General features: G+C 66.1%; 24 protein-coding genes and 1 pseudogene. 22 read left to right on the forward strand and 3 right to left on the reverse strand.

Annotated elements, in window-relative coordinates:
• The first annotated feature begins 14 nt into the window (after nucleotides 1–14).
• From JZ791_RS20435 to JZ791_RS20495, 13 genes and pseudogenes are all read left to right on the forward strand, one after another.
• Nucleotides 15–833 (forward strand): alpha/beta fold hydrolase, encoded by an 819-nt coding sequence (locus JZ791_RS20435; RefSeq protein WP_216896760.1) that lies wholly within the window; start codon nucleotides 15–17, stop codon nucleotides 831–833.
• Nucleotides 834–906: 73 nt separating this feature from the next.
• The gene (locus JZ791_RS20440; protein WP_254206016.1) at nucleotides 907–1,353 is read left to right on the forward strand and encodes a flavin reductase family protein; all 447 of its coding nucleotides are present in this window, start codon (nucleotides 907–909) and stop codon (nucleotides 1,351–1,353) included.
• A 71-nt stretch (nucleotides 1,354–1,424) separates the two neighbouring features.
• On the forward strand, nucleotides 1,425–1,646 hold the full coding sequence (locus JZ791_RS20445) for a hypothetical protein (protein WP_308163006.1): 222 nt from the start codon (nucleotides 1,425–1,427) through the stop codon (nucleotides 1,644–1,646).
• A gap of 38 nt (nucleotides 1,647–1,684) precedes the next feature.
• Complete coding sequence (locus tag JZ791_RS20450; RefSeq protein ID WP_216896763.1) at nucleotides 1,685–2,827, forward strand: serine hydrolase domain-containing protein; 1,143 nt, start codon at nucleotides 1,685–1,687, stop codon at nucleotides 2,825–2,827.
• Nucleotides 2,828–2,997: 170 nt separating this feature from the next.
• Nucleotides 2,998–3,726 carry a GntR family transcriptional regulator gene (locus tag JZ791_RS20455; protein WP_216896764.1) on the forward strand — a complete coding sequence of 243 codons (729 nt, stop codon included), beginning with the start codon at nucleotides 2,998–3,000 and terminating at the stop codon, nucleotides 3,724–3,726.
• Nucleotides 3,727–3,809: 83 nt separating this feature from the next.
• Nucleotides 3,810–4,514 carry a GntR family transcriptional regulator gene (locus tag JZ791_RS20460; protein WP_216896765.1) on the forward strand — a complete coding sequence of 235 codons (705 nt, stop codon included), beginning with the start codon at nucleotides 3,810–3,812 and terminating at the stop codon, nucleotides 4,512–4,514.
• 270 nt (nucleotides 4,515–4,784) lie between these two features.
• Nucleotides 4,785–6,008 (forward strand): acyl-CoA dehydrogenase family protein, encoded by a 1,224-nt coding sequence (locus JZ791_RS20465; protein ID WP_216896766.1) that lies wholly within the window; start codon nucleotides 4,785–4,787, stop codon nucleotides 6,006–6,008.
• Complete coding sequence (locus tag JZ791_RS20470) at nucleotides 6,005–6,742, forward strand: dienelactone hydrolase family protein (protein ID WP_216896767.1); 738 nt, start codon at nucleotides 6,005–6,007, stop codon at nucleotides 6,740–6,742. The genes JZ791_RS20465 and JZ791_RS20470 overlap by 4 nt, the downstream gene beginning before the upstream one ends.
• A 211-nt stretch (nucleotides 6,743–6,953) precedes the next feature.
• Nucleotides 6,954–7,193 (forward strand): annotated as a pseudogene (locus tag JZ791_RS47215) (hypothetical protein); the annotation flags it as partial.
• Nucleotides 7,190–9,490 (forward strand): CaiB/BaiF CoA transferase family protein, encoded by a 2,301-nt coding sequence (locus JZ791_RS20480; RefSeq protein WP_216896769.1) that lies wholly within the window; start codon nucleotides 7,190–7,192, stop codon nucleotides 9,488–9,490. The pseudogene JZ791_RS47215 and the gene JZ791_RS20480, both read left to right, overlap by 4 nt.
• Nucleotides 9,491–10,089: 599 nt before the next feature.
• A complete protein-coding gene (locus JZ791_RS20485) occupies nucleotides 10,090–10,932 on the forward strand; it encodes a TetR/AcrR family transcriptional regulator (protein ID WP_216896770.1) in 843 nt (280 codons plus the stop codon).
• A gap of 233 nt (nucleotides 10,933–11,165) precedes the next feature.
• A complete protein-coding gene (locus tag JZ791_RS20490; RefSeq protein ID WP_216896771.1) occupies nucleotides 11,166–12,746 on the forward strand; it encodes an FAD-dependent monooxygenase in 1,581 nt (526 codons plus the stop codon).
• 160 nt (nucleotides 12,747–12,906) lie between these two features.
• Nucleotides 12,907–13,422, forward strand: coding sequence for a nitroreductase family protein (locus JZ791_RS20495; protein ID WP_216896772.1), 516 nt, complete (start codon nucleotides 12,907–12,909; stop codon nucleotides 13,420–13,422).
• A gap of 517 nt (nucleotides 13,423–13,939) precedes the next feature.
• Here the strand turns inward: JZ791_RS20495 and JZ791_RS20500 are convergent.
• On the reverse strand, nucleotides 13,940–14,632 hold the full coding sequence (locus tag JZ791_RS20500; RefSeq protein WP_216896773.1) for an HXXEE domain-containing protein: 693 nt from the start codon (nucleotides 14,630–14,632) through the stop codon (nucleotides 13,940–13,942).
• Nucleotides 14,633–14,763: 131 nt separating this feature from the next.
• On the opposite strand from JZ791_RS20500, the gene JZ791_RS20505 reads away from it, so the two are divergent.
• The gene (locus JZ791_RS20505; protein WP_216896774.1) at nucleotides 14,764–15,345 is read left to right on the forward strand and encodes a TetR/AcrR family transcriptional regulator; all 582 of its coding nucleotides are present in this window, start codon (nucleotides 14,764–14,766) and stop codon (nucleotides 15,343–15,345) included.
• A 102-nt stretch (nucleotides 15,346–15,447) separates the two neighbouring features.
• Here JZ791_RS20505 and JZ791_RS20510 read toward each other — a convergent pair whose 3' ends face one another.
• Together JZ791_RS20510 and JZ791_RS20515 are read right to left on the reverse strand one after the other, a co-directional pair.
• The gene (locus JZ791_RS20510) at nucleotides 15,448–15,762 is read right to left on the reverse strand and encodes a glycoside hydrolase family 3 C-terminal domain-containing protein (RefSeq protein WP_216896789.1); all 315 of its coding nucleotides are present in this window, start codon (nucleotides 15,760–15,762) and stop codon (nucleotides 15,448–15,450) included.
• 274 nt (nucleotides 15,763–16,036) lie between these two features.
• Nucleotides 16,037–16,738, reverse strand: coding sequence for a GntR family transcriptional regulator (locus JZ791_RS20515; RefSeq protein ID WP_216896775.1), 702 nt, complete (start codon nucleotides 16,736–16,738; stop codon nucleotides 16,037–16,039).
• 370 nt (nucleotides 16,739–17,108) lie between these two features.
• On the opposite strand from JZ791_RS20515, the gene JZ791_RS20520 reads away from it, so the two are divergent.
• The 8 genes from JZ791_RS20520 to JZ791_RS20555 all read left to right on the forward strand — a co-directional run.
• Complete coding sequence (locus JZ791_RS20520; protein ID WP_216896776.1) at nucleotides 17,109–18,701, forward strand: bifunctional 3-(3-hydroxy-phenyl)propionate/3-hydroxycinnamic acid hydroxylase; 1,593 nt, start codon at nucleotides 17,109–17,111, stop codon at nucleotides 18,699–18,701.
• The gene (locus JZ791_RS20525; RefSeq protein ID WP_216896777.1) at nucleotides 18,698–19,531 is read left to right on the forward strand and encodes an alpha/beta fold hydrolase; all 834 of its coding nucleotides are present in this window, start codon (nucleotides 18,698–18,700) and stop codon (nucleotides 19,529–19,531) included. Before JZ791_RS20520 ends, JZ791_RS20525 begins: the two co-directional genes overlap by 4 nt.
• A 1-nt stretch (nucleotide 19,532) precedes the next feature.
• On the forward strand, nucleotides 19,533–20,786 hold the full coding sequence (locus tag JZ791_RS20530) for a DUF3500 domain-containing protein (RefSeq protein ID WP_216896778.1): 1,254 nt from the start codon (nucleotides 19,533–19,535) through the stop codon (nucleotides 20,784–20,786).
• 54 nt (nucleotides 20,787–20,840) lie between these two features.
• A complete protein-coding gene (locus tag JZ791_RS20535; RefSeq protein ID WP_216896779.1) occupies nucleotides 20,841–21,707 on the forward strand; it encodes a fumarylacetoacetate hydrolase family protein in 867 nt (288 codons plus the stop codon).
• 38 nt (nucleotides 21,708–21,745) lie between these two features.
• Nucleotides 21,746–23,146, forward strand: a complete 1,401-nt coding sequence (locus tag JZ791_RS20540) for an acyl-CoA synthetase (protein WP_216896780.1) — start codon at nucleotides 21,746–21,748, stop codon at nucleotides 23,144–23,146.
• Nucleotides 23,147–23,264: 118 nt separating this feature from the next.
• Nucleotides 23,265–23,561: a hypothetical protein gene (locus tag JZ791_RS20545; protein WP_216896781.1), complete on the forward strand. Its 297-nt coding sequence runs from the start codon at nucleotides 23,265–23,267 to the stop codon at nucleotides 23,559–23,561.
• A gap of 73 nt (nucleotides 23,562–23,634) precedes the next feature.
• Nucleotides 23,635–23,940, forward strand: a complete 306-nt coding sequence (locus tag JZ791_RS20550; protein WP_216896782.1) for a hypothetical protein — start codon at nucleotides 23,635–23,637, stop codon at nucleotides 23,938–23,940.
• A 140-nt stretch (nucleotides 23,941–24,080) separates the two neighbouring features.
• Nucleotides 24,081–24,280, forward strand: a 200-nt coding sequence (locus JZ791_RS20555) for a hypothetical protein (protein ID WP_216896783.1), incomplete at its 3' end; no start/stop codon positions are given.

Raw genomic sequence — 24,280 nt, forward strand, 5'->3', positions numbered from 1 at the left:
GAACGGAGAACACCGTGACCCACACCGCCCCGCCGGAGACCGTCGGCGCCGGATTCACCGAGCACACCGTCGAGATCGACGGCTTCACCGTCCGTTACCAGCAAAGCGGTACCGGAGACCCCGTCGTCGTCCTACACGGCGCCGGTGGACTCCAACACACCCCGGCCATGGATCTGCTGGCCACCCGGTACCGGATCGTGCTGCTGGAAATCCCCGGATTCGGGCCCCAGGCCAACGACATCCACCAGACCATGCCCGAACTCGCCGAGGCCATCGCACAGGCCATCGCGAACATCGGGCTCGAGCGCTACCACCTGATCGGTATCTCCTTCGGCGGCGTGGCGGCCACCCACCTGGCTCTGGCCCACTCCGAAACCCTCATCTCCCTGGTCCTGGAGGCACCCGCCGCATTCCGCGAGGGCGGCGCGTCTCCCAGCAACCCACCCAGCGAGATCCTCCCGCTGTTCCGGGCGCACCCCGAACGGACGCCCCCGTTTCAGATGCCCGACCCCGACTTCACTCGCCACACCGGGCCGATGATCCACCGCCTGCTGGCCTCACGACCCGAGTACGACCAGGAACTCGCCGACCGGCTGCCCGAACTGAGCACCCGCACCCTGGTGATCTTCGGCGACCGGGACGGGGTCATCCCGCCGCACAACGGCCGCACCTGGCGACAGCTCCTGCCCAACTGCTCGTACATCCTCGTACACGACGCCGCCCACGACATCCAGTGCGATCGTCCGGAGTCCTACGCCGAGGTCGTCGGCGACTGGCTCGCCCGCGGCTGGCAATTCCTGGTGCCCGAGCAGGACACCGTCATCAACCCCTGACATGCCCCACCGTCGAAAGGCGCGATTCGTGACAACGGCAAGCACTCCGCTCACGCACCGATTCCGCGAGGTGATGGCCGCGGTGTGCACACCGGTGTCCGTCGTGACGGCGATGGCCGACGGGCTGCCGCACGGGACGACGGTGAGCGCCTTCGCCTCGCTGTCGATGGATCCGCCCATGGTGCTGGTCTCCCTCGATCGCGGTTCGGATCTGCTCGCCATCGTCCGGGAGACCGGCCGGTTCGGGCTCAACGTGCTCGGCAGTTCCCAGTCGGAGCTGGCGCTGAACTTCGCGCGCAAGGGCGGAACCGCGAAGTTCACCGGGATCGGGTTCGACCTCGAGGAGACAGTGCCCCGAATCCCCGGCGCCGCAGGCTTTCTCGCCTGCGGGGTCGCCCGGCTCGTGGACGGCGGCGACCATGTCGTCGTCCTGGGCGATGTGCTGACAGCGGACGCTGCCGGCGCCCCTCCGCTGACATATCACTCTCGGGAGTTCGGCACCCACGCCGCGCTCGGCTGAATACCGGCAACCCGGTGGCGAACAGGAGACAGGTGTACCTCCAGATAAATACCGGCCAGGTCCCGCCCACTGTGGAACTGCGCGACCAGGACGACTTCACCAGCCTCTCGGTTGTTGTCGTCACGCCTTCGCGCGTGTGGCTCGACCCGGCCGGGCTCACGGAACTGGCCGGTCGCGGCGGCGACGAGATATGGCGGACACAGCTGGCAGGCATGGTCGACTACGCCGAAAGCAAGGGTTGGCTCGACGAGGCGGGCCGGGTAAGCGCCCACGTTCGAGTCGAAAATCATTGACACACAACACTTCCCAGCCTCGAAGAGGAGGTAGCACCGTGCCGGAACTGAGCGAAATCTCCGCGCTCGCGAATCGGGCGGTCGCTGGCGGCCGGATCCCCGGCGCCGTGATCGCCGCACGCGCCCACGGCGAACTCGTCCACAACAGCGCCCACGGCGTACTCGACACCGCAACCGGCTACCAGTTACAACCGGACACGATCCTGTGGCTCGCATCGCTCTCGAAACTCATCGGCACTGCGGCGCTGCTGATGCTGGCCGAAGAAGGCCGAATATCGGTGGACGACCCCGTCAGCACCTACATCCCCGAATTCGGGACCCCGGGCCGCGTGCGGGTCCTCAGGCCCGGCTCACCGTCCCCGATGGGCGTCCCGTTCGGCCCGCCGCCGGACCCCGCCCCCGAATTCGACATCGTCCCCGCCGAACGAGAACTGACCCTGTTCGACCTGCTCACCCACACCGGCGGCCTGCAGAGCATCTTCGTCTGGAACCCCGAGTACGTGGTTCCAGCGCCGGGACAGACCCTCGCCGAATATGTACCCACGCTGGGTGGCCTGGTCCGTGACTTCCAGCCCGGCCGCGGCTGGGCCTACGGCAACGCCGCCTCCTTCGACGTCCTGTCCAGGATCATCGAACTCGCCTGCGGTCAGCAGCTCGACGCCTTCCTGCGCACCCGGCTGTTCGAGCCGCTCGGGGTGGCGTCGCTCGGTTTCGGCCGGGGCGGTCAGGACGGCGCGATGCCGCTGTCGCCACCGGCGCTGTCGGACAGCGTGGTCGTGCAGGGCCGCACGTTCCTCAGCACCTGCGCCGGACTCTGGGGCACCGGCGCGGACTACCTCGTCTTCACCGAAATGCTGCGCGCGGGCGGAGTCCACAACGGGCGACGCCTGCTCGCCGAGAAGTCCGTCGAGACCATGACCACCAACCGGATCGGCGCACTGTGCCCCGGCCTCAACGCCCGGGAACCCGCTCCCGGCATCGGCTTCGGCCTGTCGGTCGCGGTGATCGAGGATCCGGTCGCGGCGGGCGAATCCCTTCCCGCGGGCACGTACGGCTGGGACGGCGTGGGCACCCGCCGCGTCTGGGTCAGCCCTTCCGGCGGGTGGTCGCTGTTCTTCTACGTCCCCGACCCGGGCGTGCAGCGAGAGATCGAGGCGGCAGCGACGGCCGCGCTCGGCTGACTCGGGCCGATCCGGGCGACAACTCGACGACCCGGACCGGGAGCCGACTGAGCACCACGGTGCGACTCAGTGACATATGACCCGGCCTGCTCTACTATCACAGCCAGTCAGCGCCCAGTGCCGGGTCGAGGTCACCGCCACGGACCGACGGTCAGCAGAGAGGCTGCACCATGACGCGATTGCACCAGCCCGCGCCGGAATCGTCGTTGTCCGCGATCGCGTACCGCACCTTACGAGAACAGATCCGCACCTGCGAGCTGGTTCCTGGCCAGATGCTCACCGAACGGCGTGCCGCGGTGCAACTCGGGATCGGTCTGCCGCCCATTCGGGACGCACTGACGATCCTCGCCGACGAAGGGCTGGTCCGGCGCCTTCCGCATCGCGGCTATCAGATCGCCCCGCTGACCGCCAAATCGGTCGACGACCTGTTTTTCACTTGGGGTCTGCTCGGTCCGGAGATCGCCCGGCTCGCCATCCGGGACGCCTCGAGCCGGCAACTGGACCAGATCCGCCCGCTGATCCACGAAACCGACCGCATCCTGCAGATCCAGCCCGCGGCCGGGCGCGCCGAGATGTTCACCAGGAACGCGGAGGTCCTGTTCGGCCTGCTCGCCGTCGCGACCACCAACGATCGGCTGCTGCAGGCCTACCGCCGCCTCGTCGGGGAGATATCGCGCATCTGGTCGTTGCTGCTCGCCGACGCGACCGCCTCCGAGATCCGGGCGCCGCGCTCGATCTGGCATCGGGCTCTCGAGCAGCGCGACGGAAATCTGATCGCCACCATGGCACGGAAGCACATCGATGTCTCCCACGCCCGCGCCAAGAAGCTGACCTGCGAGAACAACGTCTCTTTCCTGCCGGAACGGACAACCGGCGATGTTGGCTCAGTAACACCGTAGCGGCCCCGGAGGCCAAGCACTGTACGCTTTAGCTCCAGTGGCATATCACTGATGGGACATCAGTGTGGAAAGGTGAGCATTCCGTGTCAGTTCCCTCAGCTGAGCCCCGCTCGCTCGGTGACGCGGCCTATCAACGGTTGCGGTCCGACATCGTGTCGTGCCGGCTCGAACCGGGTGCGCGGCTCACCGAACGCGCACTGGCCGAGACCACCGGCTTCGGGATCTCGCCGATCCGGGACGCGCTGACCCGGCTCGACCAGGAGGGGCTCGTACGCACGTTGCCGCGCAAGGGCTACCAGGTCACACCGCTGACCTTGAAGTCCGTCGATGATCTGTTCACGCTGTGGCGGATCGTCGGGCCGGAGATCGCCCGCCTCGGCGTCCGGGACGCGACGGCCGAACAGCACCGGCAACTCATCGACACGTTCGAGGAACTGGCGGAACTGCGGCACACGCGTGACGACGACTCACGGCCACGCGCGGTGCAGGCTGCGGAGACGGCCTTCGGTGTCCTCGCGAACGCCACCCAGAACGACTACCTCATTTCGATCGTCGGCCGTATGCAGACCGATATGGCCCGTATCTGGGCGCTCACCGCGCAATCCACCAGCCCGATACCGGATCTCGGCGTCGACCGGGAATGGGTATCGATGGTCGAGCGACGCGACGGCGACGCGGCCGCCGCTACCGTGCGGAAGTCACTTGCCGAGGTACATGGCCACGCACTACGGATATTCAGCCGCTGGCCCTCGGTCGCCGCCAGCGAGATCACCCCGATACGTCCCTGACACCTCACGCACACCGGCTCGGCGCACTTCGCGACCGGCCCGCGATCCGGCTGCGCGGTCGAGGGTGGCCCCAACCGCTCCCGTCGAAGTCACGGTCACAGCCCGGACGCTCCGTCGATCCTTCGGCGCTGCGCGGGCTGCACGCTGCACCAGCTAGCCCTTGTGAAATCTATTGACCGCGTCACTGAAATATCATAGTCTCGAGAAGTCGTCGCGGCCCACTGTCTCCGCCGCCCACCTGCACTCGCAGTACATTCCATCGAGGTTTTCATGACGGTTTCCCAAGAACCCCGCTCCACGACATCGTCCAGCGCGGACCGGTCGGCCCTCAACCGTGAGCGGTTGCTCGTCGCCGTCGAGGAGGTGGCCGACGAGCTCGCGGCCGAGGCCGAAGCCTGCGAGCAGGCGGGCAAATTGACGGACAGGGCGCTGGAACTGTTGCGTGGCACCGGCATCGGCTGGGGTCTGGTCAGCGCCGAATTGGGCGGCATGGACATGTTTCCGAGTGATGTCTTCCCCGTCTTGGAGCGGATCTGTCGCATCGATGGTTCCATCGGCTGGATTTCGACCATCGTCGCCGCCGCCGGCCCGCTGCTGGCTTACCTGCAGCCGACGGTCGCGAAATCGCTGGTGGCGAACGGGCTGCCGGTGTTCGCGGCGTCCGGGGCGCCCACCGGCCGGGCCGTGCCCGTCGAGGGCGGTTTCCGATTCTCCGGTTCCTACTCCTATTCCAGCGCCGGACTGCACGCGGACTGGGTGTTCTGCGGCGGCATGGTCTACGACGGCGACAAGCCGGTCCCGGGGCCACCGCTGAGTTTCCTCGTGCCCGCGTCCGCGGTGACGCACCACGGCAACTGGGACACCCTCGGCTTACGGGGCACCGGCAGCGTCGACTTCACCGTCACCGACCAATTCGTACCTACCGAGCGTGTCATCGCGATGTTCGGTGAGCCGGTCGTGCACGGCCCGGCGAGCAGCGGCGGAGCCTTCCTGCTGATCCAGCTGATGCATCTCGGCTTCGCCTCCGGCATCACCCGCCGCCTGCTCGGCGAAATCGCTGTGCACGCGGCGCGGCCCTCCAGCCGTGCCGGTGGCGCCGCCCTCGCGGAAGATCGCGTGTTTCGCAGTGAATACGCCGAGCACGAACTGGCCGCGCGCGCCGCTCGGGCACTCATCACCGAGACCCTGGCCGGCATCGACGCGAACCTGGCAGTCGGCGAGCGCCCGACCCGCCGCCAGATCAGCCTGCTGTTCGGCGCGAACGTCAATATCCACGAGACCGCTCGGAAGATCGCCGTCTGGGCCTATACCCGAGGCGGCGGCGCCGCGCTGCGCGCCGGTTCGCTGCAGCGGACCGTGCGCGACACGCTCGCGGGTACCCAGCATCAACTGGTCGACCGCGGCCACCTGACCCAAGTCGGATACGAGCTCCTCGACCCGCCGCCGGAAATGCAGTGGGCCGGAATGGTTCTCGCCGCACAGGCGCCGAAATGAGCATCGAATCCATCCAGCACGACGCGGTGCCCTTGCAGGTCGCCCGGCCGGATCGGCCCGTGACAGTGGCGATGATCGTGCTCCACCAGGCCCCCGGCTACTCACCGCAGATCGCGAGCTGGCTGACCCGCCTGGCCGACCACGGATACCTGGCGGTGGCGCCGATGCTGCTCCACCGTCATGGGGTGGAGCACGTCAACCCGATGCAGCGATTCGCCGGCGATCTCACCGCCTTCGCCGCGTGGTTGCCCGGCGACGAGGACGTCCTGGCCGATGTGGACAGCACACTCGGCTTCCTCGGGGCGGCGGGGATCGCCGTCGGCAAGACCGGTATTCTCGGATTCTCCTACGGCGGCCGTGCGGCCTACCTGTCCGCAGCGGAACGGCCACTCGGTGCCGCTATCACCTTCTACGGCAACGGAATTCAGCGCAAGAGCTTCCACGGCAACGATCGAATCCCCGCCCTGACCGATCGGATGAAATCGCTGCGGACCCCCTGGCTCGGCCTCTACGGCGACCAAGATCCACTGTTGACCGAGGGCGAACTCGACGAATGGCAGGCGCAGCTTCCCGACGCCCCGGTCACCGCGGAACTGATCCGGTATCCGGAGGCCGGGCACGCTTTCGACGTCATCGAGTCGCCCGTTCCCGGCATGCCACCGCGGTATGTCGCGGCAGCTGCCGAGGACGCCACGGACCGCACCTTGCGTTTTCTCGCCGCCACGCTGCACTGATCCATCGAAATTCCACCGTCGGGTTCGAATATTTCACAGAATTTGAGGAGGCTACGGTGGACCTGCGAACCGCTTTCTGTGAGGCCATGGCGACGGTGTGCACGCCCGCCTCGGTCGTGACCGCGAATCGCGGACGGCCGCCCGCACGGCACGACAGTCAGCGCTTTCCTCTCGTTGTCCCTGAACCCGTCGATGGTGCCGACGCCCCGACTGTGGCGCCCGATTGGAAACCGCGTTGAAAGCGATCGCGGCCGCGTGCTGCGGCGTCGTGGTGTACCTGCGCAGGCACGAGGGCAGTGGCATCGGGCTCGTGCGCAAGATCCGTTACCTACCCCCCAAACGCGACCGACTCGGCCACGCCCTGGACGACACGCTCTCCACTGGAGCCGTGAATCGCCGGGCCCGGACGCTCCCGGCCGTGCCGACTTTTCCTGAAAGGACAGTGATATGACAGAACAGCGAACAGGCGCCCTCGCCGGGCTGCGCGTGGTGGACTTCGGCCAGTATCTCGCCGGGCCACTGCTGTCGGTCCTGCTGGCCGATGCCGGCGCCGACGTCGTGCGGGTGGATCCGCCGACCGGGCCGCGGTGGCGGCACCCGGCGAACGCGATGTTGCAGCGCGGCAAGCGCAGTATCGCGCTGGACCTGCGCGAGGACGGTGACCGGGACATCGCGCGCCGGCTGGTGGAGCGCGCCGACATCGTCGTCGAGAACTTCCGGCCTGGCGTCATGGACCGCCTGGGCCTCGGTGCGCACTCGGCCCTGGCCGCGACCCCCCGGCTGCTCTACTGCTCGCTGCCGGGTTTCGGCGCCGACGACCCCCGCCACGACCTGCCCGCCTGGGAAGGCGTGGTCAGCGCCGCGGCCGGACTGTACCTCTATCCCGGCTGCACGCCCGCGAATCTGATCGGCGACCGCAGCGGCGAGCCGATCTACAGCGCGATACCGCTGGCCTCGTCCTATGCCGCGTTCATCGCCGCGCACTCGATAGTGGCCGGTCTCATCGCCCGCGAGCGGACCGGCGCTGGACAGCGCATCGAGGTCCCGCTGTTCGATGCGTGCTTCGAGCTCATCGGCTCCAGCGTGATGCAGTCGGACGGGCCGCGCGCGGCCGCTCCGCCGATGGTCGGCGCGCCACCGCAACTCGCACGCTACCGGTGCGGCGACGGTCGATGGCTGGAATTGTGCCTGTTCCAGGACACTCACCTGCGGTGGTTCGCCGAGACGTTCCTACCGCCGGAGTACATCGAGGACGGCATGGCCGACGCCGGTCGTATGTTCACCGATCCCGCATTGCAGCAGCGAGCCTTCCAGCGCTACAGCGAACTGTTCGCCACCCGCTCGGCCCGGGACTGGGAAATCGCGATCAACGAGGAGAGCGGCGCGTCGGCCGCGCTGTGCCAGACCAGCGAGGAATGGCTCACCATCGATGAGCACGCCCGCGACTCCGGCGCCGTCATAGAGTTGGACGATCCCGAGTACGGGCATACCGCCCAGGCCGGGTTCCCGATCCGCATGTCGGGAACGCCACCGACGGTGGGCTTCCCGCGGCGGCCGCTCGACGCCGACCGCACGGAAATTCTCACCGAGCTCGACACCCCGATCTCCGCTCCTGCCGCAGCGCCGGCCGCAGTGGATCCGGTACCGCCACTGGCCGGCATCCGGGTACTGGACGTGGCCCAGGTCCTCGCCGGGCCCACGATCAGCCGGATCCTCGCCGAATACGGCGCCGATGTGATCAAGATCCACAGCTTCATCGACCGGCAACTCGCTATGCACCTGTACACCAACAGCGGCAAACGTTCGATCATGCTCGACCTCAAAACGCCCGACGGCATGGCCGTGTTCAACCGGCTCAGCGACGGCATCGACGTATTCACCCAGAACTTCACCCGCGGCGTCGCCGACCGCATCGGTCTCGGCGAAGCCACACTGCGCGAACGCAATCCAGAGCTGATCTACACCTCCATCAGCGCGTTCGGATACGAGGGCTACCGCGGCGGCTGGCGCGGCCGCGAACAACTCGGGCAGGGCCCGACCGGAATGCAACTGCGGCTCGGCGACGAGGAACCCGTCATGGCCCCGTACCCCTACAACGACTACGGCTCCGGCAACCTCGCCGCCTACGCCACGATGCTCGCCCTCTACCACCGCATCCGCGGCGGCGCCGGACAGAACGTGCAGTCGTCCCTGTGCCACAGCGCCACCTTCCTGCAAATCCCCTACATGGTGGCTCACGCGGGGCGGACCTGGGACGAACCCAGCGGCCAGACGGCCAAGGGCTGGGGGCCTTTCGACCGGTTGTATCAGGGCGCCGACAGATGGTTCTACCTGTGCGCGCCCGATGGCTTGGACTCGATCGCGGAACTCGCCGGAAACACGGAAACCGAACTGGCCGAGCACTTCCGTACCCGCCCGGCGCAGGACTGGGTAGACCTGCTCAACGCGGCCGGCGTCGGCGCCCATGTGCTCACCGATCAGCCGGATCTCATGGACGACGAGGTCGTACGAGCCCGCGGCCTGTCGATCGAGCGCGAACACCGCGGCTTCGGCCGGGCACGCATGGCAGGCCCGTCGCAGCGCCTGTCCGTCACCCCGCCCCGCCCGACTCGGCCGGTCGGTCCACCCGGTTCCGACACTCGCGCCGTGCTCGACGAATTCGGTTTCGACAGTGCGGATCTCATCGCCCGGGACGTCGCCCGGGACGGGCTCCCGCAGTACACCACGTTCGTGGGCATGTTCCGGTGACGCGGATCAACAATTTCATTTGTTACGAGAGGTAGCTTCATGCCCGAACCAACCGAAATCTCCGCCGTGGTCGAGAAGGCCGTGGCCGAGGGCCGGACCCCGGTGTCATAGTCGCCGCCTGATCTCGCACCCGGCTCTTCGAAAACGTGTGCTGCGGAAGGGATCGGATGGAAGGGAGGCCGGGACCGCTCGGCATGGGCTTCGGCCGAGCCGGACGCGAGATCGAGTGCGATCGTGTCCTCCGATTACCTACCAAAGGCTTCTTGACACGGCACCGGCTTGAACTCACTCCGGTGCCGAGGAAGATCTGAAAGAAGGGGTCTCGAGCGGTGGGCTATGTGCGGGGATAGCTGTTGTGGAAGCCGCCAGCATCCGCGTACGGGCATCGTCGCCGTATTTCTGATGGTCGGCCAGCGCCCTGAATGCATTTCATACAAGGATCGTTCGCGGGGTTGGCGGATGCACAGTTCGGCGCTGACCGCCTGCACTTGAACCGGCACGCCGTTTGATACAGTACTTTATTAGACTTAAACTGAAGTACCGCAGGCGGGAGTGGAGCTATGCAGAAAGGCTCAGTCACAGTGTCGAGGCTTGGTTCCATGACCACGGAGGCCACTGCACGCGCAGGGACTCCCGCTGGAATACCGGTGGTCGACGACTCGCTGGTGCAGGCGGCGTTGCGGGCCGCCGCCGAACTCGGCAAAGACGTCGCCGATGTGCCGGTCGCCGCGATCGCCGCCCGCGCGGGCATCTCCCGCAGCACCCTGCTGCGTCGACTCGGGGGTTCACGGGCCGCCTTGGACGAGGCGGTGCGCGCCCGCGGCGTCGACACCGGTGGCGCTGCGCCGGTGCGGACCCGGGCGCTGGATGCCGCGGCGGTTCTGATCGCTGAAAATGGTTTGGGTGCAGCGACATTGGATGCCATCGCCGCGCGCGCCGACTGTTCGGTGCCCAGCCTCTACACGGCCTTCGGCTCCCGTGACGGTTTGCTGCGCGCGGTGTACGACCGGCACAGCCCGTTGCTGGACATCGAAGAATTCCTCGCGGAGACCCGCGGTGACCTCGCGGTGACCGTGCACGGACTTTACACTCTGATGGCCGAATCGTTCAGCCGACACCCGCGCGTCGCTCCGGCAATGTTCGCCGATTCTCTCGCCCGGCCGAACAGTGTTGCAGCCCAACCATTGTTGAGCTATACCGCCCCGCGGGTCTTGACGGTCGTCGGCGATTGGCTGACCGGTCAAATTCAGGCGGGGCGAATCCGGGACATCCCCGTGCCGCTGCTGATTCAGCAACTGCTGGCGCCCATCGGGTTTCACATGCTGATGCGCGGAAGCGTCACCGAGGCCGCCGCGGCCGATCAGCCGGATGTCGGCACCGTCTGCGACGTCTACACCGACACCTTCCTGCGCGCGGTCGCCACCACCCCACCGGTCACCTAGCTAGTGGTCAGCCGCTGTCGCACAACACATTCCCGGTCGCCGCGCAGCGGTGCCATCCGACGACACGAGAAGAAAGGCGCCCGATCGAACACCGCACCCGAACCACACACGATGGTGCGCCGCAAGATGATCGAAGGACGAGGCCAAGGGCGAGCTCAGTGGCGTCCAGCGAAGCGTCCGCCCCGGCGACATGGCAGGAATTTGATGACGATGATCCCAGCGAAGGAGCAGCGATGGTGAGCGAAGTGGACGTGGTGATCGCCGGTGGCGGTCCGACCGGATTGATGTTGGCCTGTGAGCTTTCCCTCCAGGGGGTCCAGCGGATCATCGTGCTGGATGCCCTGCCGGGGCCGAACCCGGAACCGCGCGCCGAAGGGGTGGCCGGCCCGGCGGTGCGGCTCCTGGACCACCGCGGGCTCTATGAACAGCTTGGCGGATCGCCCGGTGGACCTCGGCCCCTGCCCATGGCGACGTTCGCGGCATTGGCCTTCGACGTGAGCGCGGCACACTCCACACAGAACTACTTGATGCCCCTGCAGCAACCGGTGCTCAACAGCGCCCTCGCCGAGCGGGCAAACGAGCGCGGGATCGAGGTGCGGTGGGGTCACCGCCTCGTCGGGCTCACCCCGGGACATGACGGCGTCACCGTCGAGATCGGTGGCCCGAACGGGGGGTACACGCTGGAGACCGGATATCTGGTGGGCGCCGACGGCGGTCGCGGCGTCACCCGCAAACTAATGGGCATCGACTATGTCGGAATGTCCTCCAGAGATGCCGTATTCCGCATAGGGCGTGGGCTCACGCCATCGGAGGGCTACCAGGAGGCGACCGGGGAATCGCTGATCCCCGGCTCGCAACTGCAGCGGGTCCCGTTCGTTCGTACGGAGACGGGGATGTTTCTCGTGATCACCACTCCCCACGCCTCGATCGTCGGCACACTGGAACTCGCGCCGACACCGGATGACACCTACACCTCGGGTCACGAACACCCCGGTTTCGGCGACCCATTGACCATCTCGGAGTTGCGCGAGAGTATCGGGCGAGTTCTCGGTGTCGATTTGCCCGTGCAGCCTGTCAATACCGATGACGACGTGGACCTACGACGCTACGCGGGCATCAACAGCCTGGTCGCCGACCGATACCGCCAAGGCCGTGTGCTGCTGGTCGGTGACGCGGCACACGTGCAATCCCCGATGAGGGGTCCCGGGCTCAACCTCGGACTACAGGACGCGGCCAACCTGGGATGGAAACTCGCCGCGGTCGTGCGAGGCGACGCCGCTCCCGCCTTGCTGGACAGCTATGAGACCGAACGCCGGATCGCCGCGGAGTGCGCGATCACCGTCAGCCGGGCCCAATTCGCGCTGATGCGCCCCGGACCGGAGGTCACCGCGCTGTGCCAGGTCGTCGGCGATCTCGCCACCCAGCCACCGGCGGCACAACGCCTCGCCGAATTCGTCTCGCTCGGCGACATTCGATACCCAACCGAACCGGGCGACCACCCGGCGGTAGGACAATGGGTCCAGGACCTGGCCATCACCACGACCACCACCGGGGTCTCGCGCATCGCGCAACTGACCCACGACGGCCGGCCCCTCTTGCTCGACTTCACCGAAGAGGGCGCGATTGCCGGTACGGTGGCGAACGCGACGAGCGCGATCAACGTCGTACACGCCACAACCAGCGCACCTGCCGACCTCACCGCGGTCCTGGTCCGTCCCGATGGCTACGTCGCGTGGGCCTCCTCGCATCCGGCCCCCGATCCCAACGACCTCGACCGTGCGCTGCGCCGATGGTTCAGCGTCGGCGTCGCATAGCATGAGCCGACGAGGATCTGCACATGAGCGTGCGGCAAGGGCACTGCCCAATGACTGGACCGGAATGACTGGATCGGCCCGAAATATCGTGCACCGCTGGTAATTCGGCAGAGAAACCGAACACGAGCGACTGAACCTCGAATCCTCAAAGGAGACTCGGATGCAAACCTGGGACGCGATACGCGCACGCCGCAATGTCCGCCACTATCGACCCGACCCGGTATCGGACGACGATCTCGAGCGCATCGTCGAAGCAGCCTGGCGAGCCCCATCGGCGGCTAACAACCAGCACTGGGACTTCGTCGTGGTCACCGACCGCGCTCAACTCGAACAATTGTCGACGGTGTGGCCCGGCGCAGGGCACATCGCCACAGCGCCGTCGGCCATCGCACTCGTGGTTCCGGAAAGCGGCGACGAGCGCGAGACGATGATCGACCAATTCGACCTGGGCCAGGCGATGATGGCAATGACCATCGCGGCGACCGACCTCGGAATCGGCACCGGACACTCGGCAGTAGGCGACCAGGACAAAGCCCGTGACATCCTGGGCGTGCCCGACGACCACCGCGTCTGCTACCTCTTGGGCGTCGGCTACCCCGCCGGCCGCAAACTACAACCGATCCGCAAACCCGACCGCCGCCCCTTCACCGAGGTGCTGCACCGCGGCCGATGGTGACCCGACTCGGACCCCAGCACCCCCCGCGTCGGTGACCGGATTCACGGTATGCCGGCGCAGCACACAAGACACCGCCCGCACTCGCGGCGCGGCGGTGGCATGGGAAAAGGCCTCACCCACCACGTGTCATCTTCGGAGTACGTACATGGCTGGACGCCGTTCGCCCAGCGAACGGCTCCGGCACCGAGCAACTTAGCGTCGGCACTGTCCACGGGAAATTCATCGGCCAAGTCCGGGGTGCCAGGCAGATCCTCTACCCACGAATCAGACGTCATCGTCATCCTTCGGCACGCATACCAAGTGCTAGCACATATCGTCAGGCACCGACGCCTTCCTGCGCAATCGAGGTAGTCAGGCCTGCGCTACGGCCGACGCGGTGCCGCTGACCTGCCGTTCGGTAGCGTCGAAACGAATGCGAATTCACTACCAGCAGATACGAGACCTACCGAGTCACTGACCGGCGGTTATGCCGCTCTGATCAACGACACAACCGTCCGCACTCGGTTCTGTGGGCTACTCATTGCGCCCCGGCGGGCTGGAGTCCGCCGAACGTCTCTTCCACTGTTGTGTAGCGCCGGTAGTAGCCCAAGGTCTGTTCCGGGGTGAATGCCCACCGCGCGGTCACCGACCTGAAGCCTTGTTCAGGTAGTACCAGTCCCACGAACACCGTGCCGATGAAATAGAGCACCGCCCAAAACCAGTCCAGTCCACCTATGAGATGGTCCGACACAGCTACCACGATGTAGACGGCGCCGGTCGCGGCGAGAAGAACCGCGGTGACGAGTCCCGGGTTGTATGGGGACCAGCCCCGGCCACGCCATTGCAAGACGATCCCGATGAGCACGCCGTGCGTGACGCTTTCCAGGATCGCGAGGAACATCGGCGCCAAACCCAGCCAGATCACGTGAGGGAAGAACAGGGCCGGAAGGAAGAGGCTCGACCAGACCACGACGTCGACGACCATAGCGATCACCGGGCTCATCGGGTACCGGTCGGGGGCCGCGCTCTTGTGGAGCAGCACGTTGAATAAGTAGGCGAATCCGCCCGGAGCCCATTCCTCCTCGTTGATATGCAGCACGAGCAGAATCGTGACGACGAACGACAACTTGTGGGCGGCGGTGAGGTCGCTCCAGCGCACGAGCAGGTAGGCGAGTGCACCGAGTGCACCCACGTTGAGAAGCGGCAGCCATGCCTTGAGGATGAAACGCATCACCATCCAATCGCTGGGTTAGGCCGGATCGGGGCGTTCGCACAATCCCAGACCTATTCAGAATGATCGTTCTCATCTTTGCCGCCTGCCTCCGTGCTGTCAAGAACGGTCGTTCCGATTAGGGTTGATCCGTGCCGAGGATCACCGCGCAAACCAGACAAGCGCGCCGGGAACGGATCATCGCAGCGACGATCGAGCTGTTCTCCGAGCGGGGATACGAAGGGATGTCGATTTCCGATGTCATCGAGGCATCCGGTTCCTCGGCGGGGATGATCTACAGCCAGTTCCGGAGCAAGGCCGGTCTCGTCAGCTCCGCGCTGTTCGAGCTCTTCGCGATCAGGGCGGATGAACTCGAGGAGTCAGGGCCCGGCCATCGTCCCGCCCAGCTCGTTCGCGAGTTCCTCGCCGGCGACGTGTACGGGCAGGCTCGATCGAGGTTGCTGATTCAGCTATGGGCCGCAGCAGGTCTGGAACCAGAGCTCGGCGAACTCGCGGACAACATCTCTACGGGCATCACCGCCGTCTTTCGCAGACAGATCGGGATCTGGTACACGCAAAACGGGATTCCGGACGCTGATACCAAGGCTGAAGCCGAGGCGACCGTCTGCCTGGGCATTTGCATCGGCTACATCGTGCAGTCCGGGTTGAATCCGGATTTCGACGGAAAAAAATACCTTGACACCGCCTCTCGTATGATGATGCGTGATGCATAGAGGTTGATTCTGTCTTTTGGTGTGGTAATCCCGTCCGTGCCAGTGCCGCTGTTGGCGCCCGCCGCCGCGAGCCGGAAACACAAAGCAGCCCTTCGAGTTCACCTAGCTCTGCCATCGCAGGCCGTATCCGAAGCTGAACAGCGGGTCCGTGGTGTCGAACGGGACATCCGGTCGGCTGGCCTCGACCGCTGCCATCGAGGATGGCAGGTCGAACGGCAATGTGCCTATCGGTTCGGCCTCGCCGGACAGTATCTGCACGAACGCGTCCGCCGACGCGCCGAAGTTGACCACGAGCGAATCGGCGGCCTCGGCGAAGCTCGTGATGATAGCCGACCTGTCGAGGTAGACATCGACGACGGTCGGCACAGTCTGGCAGATCGTGCGGATCCGCTCGACCTCCTCGGCGGGAAATTCCAGCGAGCCGACGTGGAAGAACGACTCGAACGACCCCGCCTCGCCGCGAGCTTCGAAACGGCGCCTGCAGCCGCAGTACCGCGACGTCGGCCTCCGCGGGGGTGTCGACCAACCGGGCGTGACCCCTCACGAAGACAGCCCCTCCGCGCCTGGAACGACAGCTACCGCCTCAGCGCTTGGGGTGATACATCACCGGATCAGGCGGCAAAGCAGTCCCGGGGTCCGTCGCCGTTTCGCGCATCAGCTGCCGGGCGACTGGTCGGCGCGATGGCACAAACTACTGCCAGATGCTGTTCAGCTCGTCGTGCTCACGGAGGTACTGGCCAACCGATTCCAGTGTGAGTGCCCGGCTCTGCCGAGTGAAATCCACGAAGGCCGACTCGGCTACGGCTTCCTCACTGTCGAACGAGAGCAGCATCGTCGCCCAGGCCGAGGCGATGGAGTCTTTGTCCGCAAGCCTCAATGTCAGAATCCAGAGTCGTTGAAGATGACCGAACAATGGTGCGGCAATTGTTCCCAGCCATCTGTTACCTGTTGCACGGATGAGCTCGTCGAACACCAATTCGGTCACCAGGAGCGGATTATCGTGCTCCCCGGGATCGTCGGCCAGGCCCCGAACCAGCTCGGCGATACGCGGGTGGACATGCCCGCCCAGCGCACGGCCCACCATCGGCGCCAGACTTTCCCACACATCGTAGAGCCTCGCCGCGTCGTCCACGGTCACGGTCGCCACCTGATAACCGTTCCGCGGAATGCCGTGCAACATCTTGATCGCCACCAGCCGGTTCGCCGCCTCGCGCGTCGGGGTACGGCCGAGATTCGACAGCTCCTGCAATCCGGCCTCCGTAACCCACGCACCGGGCTCCACCTGCCATCCGACAATGGCCGAGCGCAGATTCCGGTATGCGAGGTCGGCCTGGGACAACTTACGCGGATCGGCGAAGTCCGGAAGATTCAGGGGCACGAACTCGGTCGACATGAGCAGGCCGCTTCCTCCAAGGCGAATGGGCTGGGTTCCGAATATTTCGCAGTACGTCGGCACTCGGGACCGGCACCGAACCTACTCAACGGTACATCCTAGGTATTGCGGATCCGGCCGCCGCGGGCCCGGATCCGGATTTCGAACGGGTGGCGCCCTGGTCCGCAGCAGGTTTCCGCAGAATGTCACGGCACCCGTCCGACCCTGGGGACGCCCACCGAACCGGGCGCGGCTCGGTTGTCCGCTTCACCGCCGCCTCCCCAAGTGGACAAGAATGAGCTGGTCAGCTCAGGTGTTCCGTAGGGCGGAACGGCGATTGTGACCATCAGCACAGCGTGATATATCTTCATATATCTAGGAGGTGTCGACGATGACAGATGTTGATGTAGTGGTGGTCGGCTACGGCCCGGGTGGTGAAATGCTGGCCTCCCTGCTGGGCCGGGCAGGGCATCGGGTGCTGGTGTTCGAGCAGTTCCCCGAACCGTATGGGCTTCCCCGGATGAGCACGCTAGACGGCGAGATCGCGCGCCTGTTGCAGCACGCCTCGGATGCGTCGAAAGCCCTCGAGGATTCACTGCCTCAGCCGTATGGCTACATGTACGGTGCCGACGACAAGCTCGCGGTCAGACACGAGTGGGATTTCACGTTGTGCGGGCATCCCTCGCATCTGAGCCTGCATCAGCCCAATATCGAGGCCGCGATGGACGAGCGCATCGCGTCGTTCGCGAATGTGGAGGTTCGCTGGGGCACGACCGTGACCTCGGTCGACGACCTGGGCGACGCGGTCCGGGTGACTGCCCGGACGTCGGTCGGCACCGGGTCGGAGGCGACCGAGCAGCAGGTGACGGCACGCTATGTGGTCGGCATGGACGGCGCCAACAGCACCGTGCGAAATACGCTGGGAATCGATGTCGACGTCATTCGACAGCATGACGATCAGTGGTTCCTGACCGATTTCGACATTCTGGATCCCGCGATCGCCGAACCCGCGACCGAGATTCACATGGATCCCCGGCAACCCTATTACTGGGGGCCCAACGGCGCGCGACGCTGCCGCACGGACGTCAAGGTCGTCGGCAACGTCGATCCCTCGACGCAGCTCGATCACGAGCACGGGTACGCCTGGCTCGAAAACCGGATCGGGATCCCCCGGAACAAGGTGCGGATCACCCGGCGTGTGCTGTACCGGTTCCGTTCTCAGATCGCCGCATCGTTCCGCAAGGGCCGGATCTTCCTCGGCGGTGACGCGGCACATGCCATGACACCCCATATGGCGCAGGGATCGTGCTCGGCCATGCGGGACGGCGCCAACATCTCCTGGAAATTCGATCTCGTACTGCGCGGCCTCGCGGACGAATCGCTGCTCGATTCGTACGAGACAGAACGGATGAAGCACGTCCTGCCGTTCATTCACGGTTCCCTCGCGGCATGGGCGGCGACCAGCGAAGAGAATCCGGACGCGGCGGCACAGCGCGACGCCTTCATGCGGTCCGGCAACTTCACCGTTCCACCGATCCCACCCCTGCCCGACGGCATCCTCCAGCGCGACGAGTCGGGTGCGGTGCGGGCACCCGCGGGGTCGCTCAGTCCGCAGGGTGTGGTCGTGATCGACAGCCGCGAAGCGCTGTTAGACGACATCGTGGGTTTCGGATTCCAGCTCGTCACGACGGTCCCGCTCGACGAAGTGCTCAAAGAACCTCACCGGCAGCTGCTGGAAGCGATCGGAGCGCACGTCGTCGTGCTCGGTGATGGCCCCGGACAGACCCGGGACGTGGAGGGCACATACCGGGATTTCCTCGGCGCACACGGTGCCACCGCGTACCTGAGCCGTCCGGACCTGTACCTGTTCGGTATCGCCGACGGAGCGGCGGCGACCGCCGACCTCGTCGCCGAGCTCGGGCGGCAGTTGTCGCTCGTCGAAACGACCGCAGACCGACCCGATTTGGAAGAGGTGGCGTTGTGAACCTTCCCGGCGCAGCATTCCGGACCGGCACCGTCCGGTCCGGCGAATTCACCCTGGATTACGCCGAGGCCGGGCCCGCCGATGCCGCGACGGTCATCGTGTCCCTGCCGGGTTCGGCGGGACTCGAGAAGTCGACGGCCAAAGATCGGCTGGCACAGCGGTATCGCGTGGTCGAGATCAACCCGCCCGGCTGGGGCTCGGCCCCCGAGGTCGGCCGCCCGATGCCGCAGGCCGAGATCGGCCGCATTCTGGCCGAGGCCGCCACGCAACTGGTCGACGGGCCGTTCTTTGTGATCGGAACGTCGATGGGAGGCGCGAACGCGCTGCACCTGACCGCCCAGTTGCGGGATCGGGTGTCGGGGATCGTCCTCGAAGGCTCGATGGCACCCGCATCCCCCGCCGACCTGCGCAACCCTCCCCCACCGCCGGGTGACTCGCCCGCCGGGGCGGACGAGTCCGGCGATGTGGCCTACCCCGAACCGGTCATTCATCCGAACAAGCCCTGGGCCACCAAGGAATACGTGGCGCGGCAGATGGCCGACCGGATGCGGATGTTCCGGTGGACCGAGCCGGATATGCTCGCCGACACCGCGATCGCGGCGATCGACTGGAATTCGACCCCGATCCTCGCCCTCCTCGGTGACGGAGACGAGATCCTCCTGCCCAGCGTAGAAGACACCATTCGCGCGGCCATACCGTCGGCGGAATTCCGGCTGATCCCCGGCGGAATGCACGATCTGCAGAACACCGTCCCGGACGAATTCGTGCGCCTGGTCGAAGGCTTCGTCTCGACGACGGCGGGCACCCCGAAAAATGCAGGCGGGCAGTGATATGACAGGTGAGTTCCGCAAGTTCCTGTACCCCCTCGATCATCCACGGCTGGCCGGTCTGGATCAGCTCGATCTGGTCGAGTACGCCGACGCTCATCGGAACATGCCGGTCATCGGCCCGATGATCGACGAGTGGCTCGACCTGTTCGAGCAGACCCGCTTCACCGGGATCACCGACGACGGCACCCTGGTGACCGATTTGTTCCGCCTCGGAACGAACGAGTCCGCACCCAATGACGCCGCCCGGCGGGCTGTCACCGAACTGCTCGAGCACCTGGACGAGCCGCAACGGCTCGCGGTATCCCATCCGCTCGACAGCAGGGTGTGGCGGGCATGGATGAATCCCGAGTTCTATCTCCAGCGCTACGGACTGCGGCTGGAGGATCTGGACGGCGCCACGAACGAATTGGTGCTGAACCTGATCCGGGCGAGCACCAGCCCGCGAGGTTATGCCAAGACGGTGGATCTCATGCGGATCAACAAATTCCTCGGCGACCTGGTCGGGCTGCCGAAGATCCTCTGCGAGGGCAGTTACAACATCAACATCTTCGGCACGCCCGCGCCGGACCAGCCCTGGGGATGGAACCTCTACGGCCACCACCTCACCCTGAACACGTTGTTCATCGGTGATCAGCAGGTTTTCACGCCGGTTTTCTTCGGCGCGGAGCCGAACGAGATCGACGAGGGCCCGTATGCCGGTACCACGGTGTTCACCGGCCTAGAGGCCGACTCGCTCGCGATGATCCGGGCGCTGTCGCCGGAGCTGGCCGAGAAGGCGATCCTCTATCACGACAAACGGGACAGCGCCATACCCGCTGGTCGCATCCATTACGGTGACGAGCTGCATCTCGGTGGCGCGTTCCGCGACAACCGGGTGATCCCGCACGAGGGAGTCTCCGTCGCGGAATTCGACGGACCGCAGCGGGACCTGCTCCTGCGCCTGGTGGAACAGCACCTCGACTATCAGCCCGACGGGCCCCGCGCTGCACGCATGGCCGAGATCCGGCAACACCTGGACGACACGTGGTTGTGCTGGATCGGCGGCACTGGGGATGAGGACACGTTCTACTATCGGATCCAGAGCCCGGTCATCATGGTCGAATTCGACCATCACGCCGGCATCTTCCTCGCGAACGAGAAGCCGGAGCGCTTCCACATCCACACCCTCGTTCGTACCCCGAACGGCAACGACTACGGGCATGCGCTGGCCTGCCTGTGCACCGGGCGGAACGACGAACTCGACGGGCCCGCTTGATTTCCGGATTCGACCGTCACACAACCACATCCAGTACAGACGAAAGGAAACCTCGTGCGACTGATCGGTATTGCCGGTTCCCGGCCGGGGAAGGACGTCTGGGTCGCACGGACCGAGACGGTCGACACACCGACGACCGGGACCGCGACCCTGATCGCAGAACTTCGTGACTTCTGGGCCGATCCGCGAGCGGCAACGGCGAACCCGGACGGCCGCGAGGTCACAGTGGGCACCGATCCTCGCGTGGTCGTTGTTCCTCCGGCACTGCCGGATGCCCGGGTTCTGTGCATCGGGCTGAATTATCAGGACCATGTGGACGAGGGATCGTTCCGCAATCAGGAATTGCCCAAGCACCCCACCATCTTCGGGCGCTGGACGCGATCGTTGACCGTGGGCGGCGTCAGTGCTCCCGTCCCGGCCAATGAGCGAGGACTGGACTGGGAGGGTGAGGTCGCCGCCTGGGTCGGCCGCGACCTGTGTGCGGTGACCGCGGACGAGGCACGCGAGGCCATTCTCGGCTATTCGACGTTCAACGACCTGACCGCGCGGATCGCGCAGAAGCTGACCTCGCAGTTCACTGTCGGCAAGAACGCCGATCGGTCGGGTCCGATCGGACCGCTGGTGACCGCGGACGAAGCCGGCGATCTCCGGGCGGGATTGCGGCTGCGGACCCTGGTCAACGGCCAGGTCGTCCAGGACAGCAACACCAGTCTGCAGATCCACGAGGCGGGCGCGACGCTGGCCCACCTGTCGCAGACGCTCACCCTCCGGGCCGGGGACATCCTGTGCACGGGAACACCGTCCGGCGTCGGATACGCGCGTGATCCGGAATGGCTGCTCCACGACGGAGACGTCGTCGAAGTCACGATCGACAACCTCGGGACGCTGCGCACCCCGATCGTCGGCTCGGCCGGACGTTGACCGCCGCACGCAGCCCCGAGTATCAGAAAGCGACCGCGATGGCACTGCTGACATCTCTGCACGAGCAGACCTCCCCCGCCGGACCGGCGGTGACGATCGGCGACCGGACGCTGACCCGCGAGGACCTGCTCGCCGCCGCGACCGCCGTCGCAGACCGCGTCGCCGGCAGCCGGTCCGCCGCACTGGATGCCGTGCCCGACATCACGACCGTGATCGCGGTGACCGGCTGCCTGCTCGCCGGAGTGCCCGTCGTTCCCGTGCCGCCGGATTCCGGAACCACGGAACGGCGCCACATCCTCACCGACTCGGGAGCCGAATTGTGGCTCGGCACACAGCATCCCGACGTACGGCTCCCGACGGTGCCCGTCGACGCGCAGGCCCGCTCCGCCACCACGTACCCCGAGCCGGATCCCGCCACGACGGCCCTGATCATCTACACATCGGGAACCACCGGGGCGCCCAAGGGCGTGGTGCTGTCGCGCCGCGCCATCGCCGCCGGCCTGGACGGACTGGCCGAAGCCTGGCAATGGACACCGGAAGATGTTCTGGTACACGGACTTCCGTTGTTCCACGTCCACGGCCTCGTCCTCGGCGTGCTCGGTGCCCTGCGCATCGGCTCGCCGCTGGTGCACACGGTGCGCCCGAACCCCGCACGCTACGCGCGGGCCGCGGGCACCCTGTATTTCGGAGTCCCGACCGTCTGGTCGCGGATCTGTGCCGACCCGGATTCGGCACGCGCGTTGTCGGGCGCCCGTCTGCTCGTATCCGGAAGTGCGCCCTTGCCGGTTCCCGTCTTCGAGTCACTGACCGCGCTCACCGGAATCCGGCCGATCGAACGGTACGGGATGACCGAAACGCAGATCACGATCAGCACCCGGGCCGATGGCGAGCGACGCCCAGGATGGGTCGGTCTTCCTCTCGCCGGCGTGCGGACACGCATCCGCGCCGAGTCCGGAGACCTGTGCCCGCACGACGGTGAGTCCTTGGGCCGACTCGAAATCCAGGGCGACATCCTGTTCGATCGCTACCTGAACAATCCGGAGAAGACCGCCGAGGTCACCACCTCCGACGGCTGGTTCCGGACTGGCGATATCGCGGCGATCGACGCGGGCGGATTCCACCGGATCGCCGGCCGGGAATCCGTGGACATGATCAAGTCCGGCGGCTACCGGATCGGCGCCGGAGAAGTCGAGCACGCGCTGCTGGCACACCCACTGATCCGCGAAGCCGCCGTCATCGGCGTGCCCGATCCCGATCTCGGCCAGCGCATCGTCGCCTACATCGTCGGCGACACTTCCGACGAACAATCCGTGATCGACTTCGCCGCGGAACACCTCTCTAAACACAAACGACCACGCGAGGTCCACCGGATCGACGCCCTGCCCCGCAATGCCATGGGCAAGGTCCAGAAGAAACTGCTGCACGAACGACACCCGTGAGCGCACGGGCGTCGCCGGTCGCACGGCGAAGACCCGAGGCTCCACTGCACCAGCCGTGCCATATATCCGGCATCAAAATGAACAAAGACCGAAGTGGGCGCGTCGGTCGGCAGAGGGGGTGGTCATCGAGATCATCGACCAAGGCTTGGGCATGATGCCCGCCGACCGTGACCAGGCCAATGCGATGCTACGGCAGCCGCCCGATCTCAGCGTCCTGCGATTGTCCAGCAATTCCCGCCTCGGCCTGATCGTGATGGCCTTGCTGGCCGGTCGCAGCGGAATTCGGGTGACATTGTCCGAATCCGATTACGGTGGCATAAAAGCCGTCATCCTCATTCCCGCGTCGATAATCCACTCAGCCGGCACGCACGACGGCCCGGAAACCATCCGGGCCGTCGAACAGGCATCGAGATGATCCCTGCCCAGCGTCCTCACCGGGCATCGGCACCGAATTCGCCGCCCAGCCGAAACCGAGAAAGGGGTTGCCGATGACCGGCACGACTCTGCAACTGCGCCGATACCGGCTCACCCCCGACACACTCGACGCATTCGTCCACTGGTGGCTGGAAGACCTCGTACCGATACGCCGGGCCTACGGCTTCGAAATCCGATTCGCCTGCATCACACGCGAAAACGCCGAACTGACCTGGGTCGTCGAATACCCCGGTGACGAAGCGGCCTTCACCGCCGCCGAGCAACGATACAACCAATGGCCAGACCGAATAGACGCCATGTCCCGACAACCAGTAAAACCCACCGCCACCTCGGCAATCTTTGTCCAGGACGCCCTGTAGGGATTGCTTGCAGCGGTCCGGGCTATCTCGTCCGAGACTTTATTGTCGGTGCTCTGTGGTGTCCTTGATAGATGGCTTCGAGAAGACATCGCCGGAAGTTGCGCCAAGATCGTGCACGGAAGGCCGCACGGCAACCGGTTGTGCTGGACCCGCACACCTATGTGCTGTTGTCGAGCATGCAGGAGCTGGCTGGCTACTGGTCCGAAATGTCCCACGCCGAGCGACCGCACGAGGCCGCTGAACAACTGTTGTCCGCAGCCGTCGAGAGCCTGTCGGCAGAACTCGGCAAGTACCGACTGTTTCAGCTTTGCGAGGTGACCCGTCTGCTACACACCCGCTG

Origin of the sequence: Nocardia alni (assembly GCF_019038435.1) — a bacterium.
Lineage (GTDB): Bacteria > Actinomycetota > Actinomycetes > Mycobacteriales > Mycobacteriaceae > Nocardia > Nocardia alni.